Below are 10,998 nucleotides of genomic sequence, written 5' to 3'. Positions count from 1 at the left end.
TTCATCCCCTACGTAGGGATGGGCACCCCGAATTCGTTGGAACGCGGGAGGCCTCGGTACGGGTCTGAGCCTATCCGATACACACCCGTTGTAGATGGCCGATCGACCCCCCATGTCAAGCGGTTGGCCTCTGGACCCAGGGTCGCATACAAAATAAAGGGGGGCGAGGGGGAAAGCCTACTTCCCTGGAGGTAGCGGCCGGGGCCCTTCGGAAGGGCGCGTAAAGCTCCGTTACAAAACGATACAAAGAGCGGCTTTTCCCGTAACACAACCCTCTGTAGGTTCAGCCTCGAAACAGGCGGACCTGCGGAGATTAGGCTTTTGGTCAGATCTTCCGCTGTAAATCAGGCGTTGTCCGCCACCACGGTCGCGGGGGCCGTGGGTTCGCTGGCAGGCACGCCCCTTTTGGGTTTCCCCAAAAGCGCTGGTCCGTGCCCGCACGAGCCCTTGCTTCCATCGTCCGTGCCACCGCCAATCCCGACATCCCAACGCGGCAGCGGTTTGGGTGCCGGCTGGACAAAAGGCTAAAGACGATGACCATCCATTCCGCTGAACTTCCGGCCGACCGGACCGACCTGGGCGCTTATGCACCGGCGGGGGCCCCTGGCCGCCTGCGGGGCCGGTCGGGGCTCAAGCGCTACCGCTGGTGGTTGCTGGCCGGGGGTGTCGTCGTCTTGGGCGCCATCGCCGCCGCCGTCCTCATGCGCTCGGGCGCCAAGCCGGCGGCCCCGGCCGCCGCCCCCGCCAAGGTGTCCGCCCTGCCGGTGACGGTTGCGCCGGTCGTCGTGGCCCCCGTCACCCGCACCCTGCTGGTCACCGGTTCGCTGGCCGCCTTCGATGACCTGCCGATCGGCACGGAAACGTCGGGCCTGGCCTTGGCCGAGGTCCTGGTCGACATCGGCGACACCGTGAAGAAGGGCCAGCTGCTGGCCCGCTTCAACGACAGCGTGCTGCGCGCCGACCTGGCCGAGAAGGAGGCGTTGCTGACCGAGGCCAAGGGCAACGTGGTCGAGGCCGACGCCAACTACGCCCGCGCCCAGGACCTGGTGCGCACCGGCGCCATGAGCGCGCGTGACCTGGACAACCGCCGGGCCCTGGCCGTCAGCATGCGCGCCCGCGTCGGCGTGGCCGAAGCCAACCGCGACCTGTCGATCGCCCGGCTGAAGCAGTCCGAGGTGCGCGCACCCGCCGACGGCACCATCACCGCCCGCACCGCCCGCATCGGCGCCGTGCTGTCCGCCGGCGGGACCGAACTGTTCCGCATGATCCGCGAGAACCGCGTGGAGCTGGTGGCCGAGGTGCCCGAGAACGACATGATGGTGGCCAAGGCCGGCCAGACGGTGAACGTCACCGTCGACGGCGACAACATGGCCCACCACTACACCGGCACCATCCGCGTGGTGGAGCCGACGGTGGACAACAAGACCCGCCTGGGCCGCCTGCGCATCGATCTGGAGCGCAATCCCGACCTGCGCCCCGGCATGTTCGTCACCGGCCGCGTGGCCGTGGGCCAGGCCGACGGCCTGGTGGTGCCGGAAGCCGCCATCGTCTACCGCGAGGTGCGGCCGGTCGTGTTCGTGGTGGACCAGGAAAACAAGGTCACCGCCCGCAGCGTCACCACCGGCGCCCGGCAGGACGGCAACATCGCCATCGTGTCCGGCGTGAAGGCGGGCGAGAAGGTGGTGCTGTCGGGGGCCGGCTACCTCAAGGACGGCGACGTGGTCACCGTGGTCGACAAGGCTGTGGAAGGCGCGGTCAAGCCGCTGCCGGTACAGCAGTAAACCGGGAAAAGGGGGCCCCATCATGAGCAGCGGCAATATCTCCGCGGTCGCCATCCGCCATCCCATCCCGCCCATCGTCCTGTTCATCGTCCTGATCATCGCCGGCATCGTCGCCTATTTCAGTCTGGACGTGACCGGCAGCCCGGATCTCGATTTCCCCGTGGTCACCGTGACGGTCAGCCGTCCGGGTGCCGCGCCGTCGGAAATGGAAGTCCAGGTGACCAAGCTGGTCGAGGATGCGGTGTCCAACATCGTGGGCCTGGACCACGTGTCGTCCGACATCACCGACGGCCTGTCCAACACGGTGCTGGAATTCAAGATCGGCTATGACACCGATCGCGCCGTGAACGACGTGCGCAACGCCGTGGCCCGCATCCGCGCCAACCTGCCGTCCGACATCTATGAGCCGCAGGTGGAACGCCAGGACGTCACGGGCGACGAAATCCTGACCTACGCCGTCTCCTCCGACACCCGGTCGGTGGAAGAGCTGTCATGGCTGATCGACAATGACATCAGCCGCGCCATCACCCATGTCTCCGGCGTGGGCGCGACGGACCGATTCGGCGGCCTGGACCGCGAAATCCGCATCAACCTGGATCCCAACCGCCTGATGGCGCGGGGCATCACGGCGGACGAGGTCAATTCCCAGCTGCGGGCGCTGAACGTCGACCTGCCGGGTGGTCGCGGTGCCGTCGGCACCAAGGAACAGTCCATCCGCACCCTGGGCTCCGCCCGGACGGTGGAGGATCTGGCCAACACCGAGATCACCATTCCGGTCTACTTCGGGACCTTCGCCGGTTCCGCCGCCAAGGTCCGCCTGAGCGACCTGGGCACCGTGACCGACGGCACGTCGGAGATGCGCTATATCTCCCGTTACGATGGCCAGCCCACGGTGGGCTTCAGCATCCGCCGCGCCCCCCATTCCTCGGAAGTGACCATCGCCAAGGGCGTGGACGAGGAAATCGACCGGCTCAGCAAGCAGTATCCCGACGTCCACTTCAACCTGATCTTCGACAACGTCAAGTACACCAAGCAGAGCTTCGCCGGTTCGGTGGAGGCCCTGGTCCTGGGCTCCTTCCTGGCGGTGCTGGTGGTGTGGTGGTTCCTGCGTGACGGCCGCGCCACCTTCATCTCGGCCGTGGCCATGCCGCTATCGACGATCCCGACCTTCCTGGCCATGAAGTGGTTCGGGTTCTCGCTGAACGGCATCACCCTGCTGGCCCTGTCGCTGGTGGTCGGCATCCTGGTCGATGATGCGATCGTGGAGATCGAGAACATCGTCCGACACATCCGCATGGGCAAACGCCCCTTCCAGGCGGCGTTGGAGGCGGCGGACGAGATCGGCCTGGCGGTGGTCGCCACCACCATGACCATCGTCGTCGTGTTCCTGCCCGTGTCCTTCATGTCCGGCATCGTCGGCCAGTACTTCAAGTCCTTCGGCGTGACCGTGGCCGTGGCCGTGCTGTTCTCGCTGCTGGTGGCCCGTCTGATCACGCCATTGATGGCCGCCTACATGCTGAAGCCGGCGCAGCCCGACCATCATAACGAGGGCGGCCGGTGGATGCGGCAGTACAGCCGGCTGCTGGGGTGGAGCATGAACCACCGCTGGCTGACCGTGCTGGCTGGCATCGGCATCTTCGCGGTGTCGCTGTTCATGGCCGCCATGCTGCCCTCCGGCTTCGTGCCGCCCAGCGACAACGGCCTGTCCACGGTGCAGGTCATCCTGCCCCCGGGCGCCACCCTGGCCGAGACGGACGCCACCACCCAGATGGTGGGCAACATCCTGGCCAAGCGGCCCGAGGTGCTGCACGTCTGGACCCGTGCCGGCCGCAACAACCAGCTGCGCAACGGTGCCGTCACCGCCATCCTGAAGCCCAAGTCCGAGCGCATGAGCAAGCAGGACTTCGAGGCAGCCGTGACGCCGGAACTGAACCGCGTGCCGGGCGCCCACATTGGCTTCAACTCGTCCATCGGCTGGGGCGCCAAGGACATCAGCGTCCTGCTGACCAGCAACGACGGCCCGGCGTTGGAACGCTTCTCCAACCAGGTGCTGGACGAGATGCGGCAGCAGCCCTTCCTGGCCAACGTCACCTCCACCGCGGCCCTGCTGCGTCCTGAAATCCAGATCCGTCCCTTCTTCGACCGCGCGGCGGAGCAGGGGGTGTCCGTGGCCGCCATCGGCCAGGTGGCAAAGATCGCCACCCTGGGCGACCTGGACACCAGCGTGGCCAAGTTCAACCTGGGGGATCGTCAGGTCCCCATCCGGGTGCAGATCGATCCCAAGTACCGCGCCGACATGGACGTGGTGGAGAACCTGCGCGTCCGCACCTCCGCCGGTGACCTGCTGCCGCTGCGCGCCGTCGCCAGCATCGGCATGGGCGCCGGTGCCGTGGAGATCGAACGCTTCGACCGGGCCCGCAAGATCGCGGTCGAGGCCGACCTGCGCGGCATCGAGGTGGGCGAGGCCATGAAGAAGATCAATGAGCTTCCCTCCATGGCCCACATGCCGCCCGGCATCTCCAAGCCCGCCTATGGGCAGACGCAGGAGATGCAGAACATGATGATCGGCTTCGCCATCGCGCTGGCCACCGCCTTCCTGCTGATCCTGGCGGTGCTGGTCCTGCTGTTCCGCAACTTCTTCCAGCCGCTGACCATCATGACCGCCCTGCCGCTCAGCTTCGGCGGCGCCTTCGCGGCCCTGCTGATCGGCCACATGTCGCTGTCCCTGCCGGCCCTCATCGGCATCCTGATGCTGATGGGCATCGTGACGAAGAACTCCATCCTGCTGGTGGAATACGCCATCGTCTCGATGCGCGACCGGGGCATGAGCCGGCGCGAGGCCCTGCTGGACGCCGGCGCCAAGCGTGCCCGCCCCATCATCATGACCACCATCGCCATGGTGGCGGGCATGGTTCCCATCGCCATCGGCGTGGGCAACGACAGCTCCTTCCAGCAGCCGATGGCGACGGCCGTGATCGGCGGGCTGATCACCTCGACCCTGTTGTCCCTGGTGTTCGTGCCGGCGGTGTTCACCATCGTGGATGATGTCAACAAGTGGCTGACGCCCAAGTTCGGCCGCTTCATCACCCCGAAGGAAGGGCCCGCCCAGGCCGTCCCCCTGCATCCGGTGGTGAAGAGCGCCGAGTAAGCGCCGGACGGTCAAGCGGTATGCGGGCGGGTCTTTGGGGGTCCGCCCGCTTGCTTTTGGTCAGTTGCCCAGCAGGCCCGCCCCCAGGTTGATGCCCAGGGCCAGGATGGCGGTGTTGAAGATGAAGGACAGCAGGCTGTGGGCCAGCACGGAGCGGCGGATGGCCGGCCCTTGCGTCGTCACGTCCGACACCTGCGCCGTCATGCCGATGGTGAAGGCGAAGTACAGGAATTCCCAATAATCGGGCTGCTTGCAGCCGGGGAAGTCGATGCCCTTGCCCTCCAGCCAATAGGAATGGGCGTAGTGCTGGGCGAAGATGACGTGGACGAAGCTCCACGAGCAGAAGACGGTGGTGGCGCCCAGGGCGGCGCTGCCGGCCACATGGGCCGTGCCCTTGGCGTCCGCCACCTCCATGACGATGGCGGCCAGGGACGCCAGCGCCGCCGTGCTGGTGACCAGCAGGATCACCCACTTGCCCGATTCCAGCTCCCGCGCGCGGGCGCGGATGCTGTCCAGGTTGGCGCGGCCGAAATGGATCAGCACCAGGGCGATATAGAGGATGATGCCGGCGCACCAGCCGATCAGCACGGCGCTGACGGGCGCCGTCGCGCGCGACGCGGCCAGGCCGACGGCGACGCTGAACGCCAGGCCGATGTATAGGCTGGGGTGGTGGCGGAAGGGCTGCAGCGGATTGAAAACGGCCATGGACGACGGCCCCGGCGATCTGGGGAAGGGAAGTCCAGCGTTAAGCCGCCGGCCCGCGCCGGGCAAGAGGACAAGAGGAAAGGCCGGCCCGGCGTTTCGACCGAGGGAATAAGCCGGGGGTGAAAGGCGGTATGGGGGTGCCCTATCGCCGTTTCGCCCCGTTTCACCGCTCGCTATGGCCTTTGGCCTATCGGGGCAAGGTCGAATGGCGGGCCGTACCGACAACGCGCCTGTTGCAATACCGTCCAAAACATCGTCCTCTGGCGCCCTGACTGGCCGGACGCCCATCTATACGGGCCCCGGTCCTCCTGGTTTCTTGCCGTTATTATCTATCGGGGTGGAGGCCCCGCTGCCCATGGTGCGTAGCTTCGCCGCGGCCCTCGCTTTGGCTGTCTTCCTGCCCGCCGCCGCCACAGCTTCCCCCCAAGAGCGCGCGCCGGCGCCCCCGCCGACCGCCCCGGCCCAGCCGGCGAAGCCCGGCCTTGGCACGCCCCCTGGTACGCCCCCCGCTGGGGCGACTCAGGCGCCGGCCGATACGGGCCCCTTCGGCCTGACCGGGCTGGAGGTGAACGCCGAGCGGGACGATCCCGAGGCCTGCTTCACCTTCAACCGGCCCCTGGCCAAGGCGCGCGCCGGCCTGCAGGACCCCTACGCCGGCAAGGTCGAGATCCTGGCCAAGACTCAGTCTGCCGCCGCGGCCGAGCCCGGCACGCCCATACAGAAGCCGGTGGTGGTGCGCGATCGCACCCTATGCGTCCAGAAGCTGGAGCATGGCCACCACTACACCGTGACCCTGAAGGCCGGCCTGCCCGCCGCTGGCGGGGCCGAGACCCTGTCCGCCCCGCAGTCGCGTGAGATCGAGGTGCTGAATCGCCGGCCGGTGCTGTCCTTCCGCAGCGGCGGCTACATCCTGCCGCGCATCGGCCGCGATGGCCTGCCCCTGCGTACCATCAACGTGGATCGTGCCCGCCTGCAGGTGCTGCACATCAAGGACCGTTCCTTGGTGGAGCAGATTTATTACGGCCGCCTGAACCAGACGCTGAATGACCTGGACGTCGGCTCCCTGGTGGAAAAGAACGGGGAGCTGGTGTGGCGCGGTGAGATGGCCGTGGGTGCCAAGCGCAACCAGGCGCAGGTGACGCCTTTCCCCATCGATGCCGTCCTGGGCCAGTTGAAGCCGGGCGTCTACGTGGCGGTGGCCGAGGATGCCGGCGCCAAGACCGCCGGCTGGGAAGGCCGCGCCACCCAGTGGTTCATCGTCTCCGACCTGGGCCTGACCACCCTGTCGGGCAGCAACGGCCTGCTGGTCTACGTCCATTCCCTGCGCACGGCGACACCGCTGGCGGGGGTGGAGGTGCGCGTGGCCGCCCGCGACAACAAGGAACTGGGCAAGGTGCTGACCGGCGCCGACGGCGCCGCCCGCTTCGACCCGGCATCCGGTGCGGCCAAGGGTCAGGCCCTGTTCGCCAGCACCAAGGACGGCGACTTCAGCTTCCTGGACCTGTCGGCGCCCGGCCTGGACTTGGCTGCGCGCGGTGCCGCCGGCCGGCCCTCCCCCGGGGCGCTGGACGCCTACGTCTTCGCCGAGCGCGGCATCTACCGCCCGGGCGAGGTGGTGCACGTCACCACCCTGCTGCGTGATGCCGCCGGCCTGGCGGTGGCGGGCCGTCCGCTGACCCTGAAGGTGCAGCGGCCCGACGGGCTGGAGATCGAGCGCTTCACCCTGGCCGACCGGGGCACGGGTGGTTACGCCGCCACCGTGGACCTGCCGGGCAACGCCGCCACCGGCACCTGGACCGTGACCGCCCACGCCGATCCCGACGGCCCGGCCGTGGGCACCTTGCGCTTCCAGGTGGCCGACTTCGTGCCGCCGCGCGTGAACCTGGACCTGACCGCCGACCAGTCCCGTGTGGGGCCGGACGGTGCGCTGACGCTGGACATCACCGGCCGTACGCCCAGCGGCGCCCCGGCGGCCAACCTGGCCGGCACCCTGTCGGTGACCCTGCGTCCGGCGGCGGATCCCTTCCCCGAGCTCAAAGGCCCGCAATTCCAGGGCTATCGCTACGGCCTGGCGCAGGAGGATGCGGTCCCGCGGCAGGAGACGCTGCCCGGCTTCGCCACCGATGCCAATGGCGTGGCCAGCGTGGCCGTGTCGCTGAAGGGCAAGCTGGACGGCTCCCGCCCGCTGGAGGCTGTGGTGCACGCGGCCCTGTTCGACGTGGGCGGCGGCACCACGGGTCACGACCTGGTGGTGCCGGTGGAACGCCACCCCTACACCATCGGCATCCGTCCCCGTTTCAACGACGACGCCGTGCCGGAGGGGGCGACCGCCGCCTTCGACGTCATCGCCGTGTCGCCGGACGGCAAGCCCTTGGACAAGGGCCAGCTGTCTTACGACCTCTATGAGGAACGCCTGGATTACGTCTGGTTCGAGGCCAACGGCAGCTGGGACTACAAGCCCCAGGTGCACGACCAGAAGGTGACGGGCGGCACGCTGGCGGCCAGCGCCAAGGCGCCGGCGGGTGTCGAGGTGCCCGTGTCCTCCGGCCGCTACCGGCTGGAGGTGTATGATCCGGCCACCGGCGTGGCGGGCAGCGTACGCTTCGCCGCCGGTTCCTGGGTCAGCGCCCGGTTGGGTGAGACGCCGGACGCGGTGGAGGTGACCGTGAAGGGTGCCGTGGGCGGTGGCCCGCTGGCGCCGGGAGGCAAGGCCGCCGTCTTCGTGCGCCCGCCCTACCGCAGCACCGTGCTGATCACCCTGGCCGACCGCGCCGTGCGCCAGACCCTGACCCGTGAGATCGGGGCCGAGGGCGCCCTGGTGGAAATCCCCGTCGATGCCGACATCGGTGGCGGCGCCTACGTCATCGCCAACGCCTTCGCCCCGGTGGAGGCCGGCCGCCGCTCGCTGCCGCGCCGCGCCGTCGGTGTGGACTATCTGCCGGTGGCCATGGCCGGCCATACGCTGACGCCCAAGGTGGACGGCCCCACGGAGGCCAAGCCGCGCCAGACCGTGCATATTCCCATCCAGGTACCGGGCGTGGCGGCGGGCCAGGGCGTGCACCTGGTGCTGGCCGCCGTCGACCAGGGCGTGCTGGACCTCACGGGCTACAAGACGCCCGACCCGGAGGCCTGGTTCTTCGGCCAGCGCCAGCTGGGCGTGGACATCCATGACGTCTATGGCCGCCTGACGGCGCCCCATGGTGCCGCCGGGGCCGCGCCGCCGGCGCCGGCCCCCACCTCCGACGCCGTGCCGCCGCGCGGCGCCCCGGTGGTGGCGCTCTATTCCGGCATTCTGCCCGTGGGCAATGACGGCAAGGTGCAGGTGCCGCTGGCCCTGCCGGACTTTCAGGGCCGTCTGCGCCTGATGGCCACCGTCTGGTCCGCCGGCGCGGTGGGCCACGCCGATCGGGTGCTGTCGGTGCGCGACCCGGTGCAGGCCGACATGGCGCTGCCCCGCTTCCTGGCGCCGGACGACACGGCCCGCCTGGCCCTGACCTTGAACAATGTCAGCGGCACGCGCGGCAGCTACACCGTCACCCTGCAGGCCGAGGGCCCGCTGTCCTTCCCCGTCGATACCGCCAACCGTGGCGTGGGCGCCAAGAAGCGCAAGGGCAAGGACGTGGTGCGGCCGGAACCGCGCGAGATCGTCGTCGTCTTCCACGGCCTGGCCAAGGGCGGCAAGGTCACCCTGAACCGCGTGGTGAAGGGGGTGGCCGTGGGTTCCGGGCGCCTGCTGATGACGGTCAAGGGGCCGGAGGGCGTGGTGCTGACCCGCGAGTTCGCCGTCCCGGTGCGGGGTAACCTGCCCGTGGTCACCCGGCACCAGACGGTGGATATCCGCCCCGCCACGACCGTCCAGGTTTCGGCCGAGTCGGCCCAGGGTCTGCGCCCCGAAACCGCGGTGTCGGGCCTGGCGCTCAGCCCCCTGCCGGAGCTGGACGTGCCGGGCCTGTTGATGACCCTGGATCGCAACCCCTACGGCTCGTCGGAACAGATCGCCAGCCGGGCCCTGCCGTTGCTCTATCTAGGCGATGCCGGCAAGGCGTTGGGGCTCTACACCGACACCACCCTGCGGGAACGCATCGACCGCGCCATCGACAAGCTGCTGACCCTGGAACGGGCCGACGGCGGTTTCGCCCTGTGGTCGGCCGACGGCCCGGCGGAGCCCTGGCTGTCCGCCTATGTCATGGACTTTCTGACCCGGGCGCGCGACGCCGGCCATGCCGTGCCGGACGCGCCCTACCGCAAGGGCCTGGACTGGCTGGTGCGCAGCATCGGCAACAGCTGGGTGGAGCCGGCGGACCTGCCGGCCCGCGCCTATGGTCTGGCCGTGGTTGCCAAGGCCAAGGCGGTGGACGCCACGCCGGTCCGTTATTTCTACGAAACGTTCTGGGATAAGCTGCCCACCCGCCTGGCCCGCGCCCATGTCGCGGCCGCCCTGGCCGCCGTGGGTCTGCCCCAGGCCCAGGACGCTTACAATCGCGTCGATGGCCTACGCATCACCCTGCCGGGCATGCGCGACTTCGGTTCCGACCTGCGGGATCGGGCGGCCAGCCTGGCGCTGCTGGCGGAGGGTAACGCCCCGCTGGACCGCGTGACCGCCCAGGCCAAGGAAGTGCAGGGTCTGCTGCGTGAGCCGGCGCTGATCAGCAGCCAGGAACGCGCCTGGCTGCTGGTGGCCAGCCGTGGGCTGATGCAGCGCTCCGGTTCCATGACGCTGGGCGTGGCCGGCCAGGCGCCGGCCGAGACCCGGCCGCTGGTCCGCCGGCTGGAGATCGGCGGCCGCCCCCTGGCCGTCCACAATGGTGGCCAGGCGCCGATACAACGCACGGTTGCCGTTGCCGGCATTCCCCTGGCGGAAGCCTCGGCCGCGGCGGCCCCCGCCGGGAACGGCCAGGGCTATACCATTGAACGACGCCTGCTGGACCTGAAGGGACGCCCGGTGGACTTGGCGCGCGTCCACCAGAACGACCTGCTGGCCGTGGTGTTGTCCGGCAAGGTGGAGGGCACGGCGCCCACCCAGGTGCTGGTCAGCGACCCGGTGGCCGCCGGCCTCGCCATCGAGACGGTGCGCATTGCCCGGGGCGGCCTGCCGCCTGAGCTGGCGGGCGCCGTGGGCGACCTCAGCGACGCCACCCATGTGGAGGCGCGGGAGGACCGCTACGTCGCCGCCGTGGACTTGGCCGGCGACCGCCGCGAATTCCGCCTGGTCTACCTGGTGCGGGCCGTTCTGCCCGGCACCTACTCCCTGGCGCCGTCGCAGGTGGAGGAATGGACCTCCCCCAACCACCAGGCCATCGGCACCGCCGGTAGTATTAGTATCCTGCCGTAGCCGGGCCCATAGGCGATTGCGGTAAAGAAACA

4 protein-coding genes are annotated in these 10,998 nt (G+C 69.3%); 3 read left to right on the top strand and 1 reads right to left on the bottom strand.

The window, feature by feature from the left end:
- Window positions 1-533 precede the first annotated feature (533 nt).
- Both FBZ88_RS22935 and FBZ88_RS22930 read left to right on the top strand, forming a co-directional pair.
- A complete protein-coding gene (locus FBZ88_RS22935) occupies window positions 534-1,781 on the top strand; it encodes an efflux RND transporter periplasmic adaptor subunit (RefSeq protein WP_145619418.1) in 1,248 nt (415 codons plus the stop codon).
- Between the two features lie 22 nt (window positions 1,782-1,803).
- A complete protein-coding gene (locus FBZ88_RS22930) occupies window positions 1,804-4,929 on the top strand; it encodes an efflux RND transporter permease subunit (RefSeq protein WP_246138815.1) in 3,126 nt (1,041 codons plus the stop codon).
- Window positions 4,930-4,989: 60 nt separating this feature from the next.
- Here FBZ88_RS22930 and FBZ88_RS22925 read toward each other — a convergent pair whose 3' ends face one another.
- The gene (locus FBZ88_RS22925) at window positions 4,990-5,634 is read right to left on the bottom strand and encodes a DUF1345 domain-containing protein (protein WP_145619417.1); all 645 of its coding nucleotides are present in this window, start codon (window positions 5,632-5,634) and stop codon (window positions 4,990-4,992) included.
- Window positions 5,635-5,989: 355 nt separating this feature from the next.
- On the opposite strand from FBZ88_RS22925, the gene FBZ88_RS22920 reads away from it, so the two are divergent.
- Window positions 5,990-10,966: an alpha-2-macroglobulin family protein gene (locus FBZ88_RS22920; protein ID WP_145619416.1), complete on the top strand. Its 4,977-nt coding sequence runs from the start codon at window positions 5,990-5,992 to the stop codon at window positions 10,964-10,966.
- Window positions 10,967-10,998 lie beyond the last annotated feature (32 nt).

The organism is Nitrospirillum bahiense (genome assembly GCF_007828025.1).
Lineage (GTDB): Bacteria > Pseudomonadota > Alphaproteobacteria > Azospirillales > Azospirillaceae > Nitrospirillum > Nitrospirillum amazonense.
The sequence above is the reverse complement of the archived record's forward strand: the minus strand, read 5'-3'. Positions and strand labels throughout refer to the sequence as shown.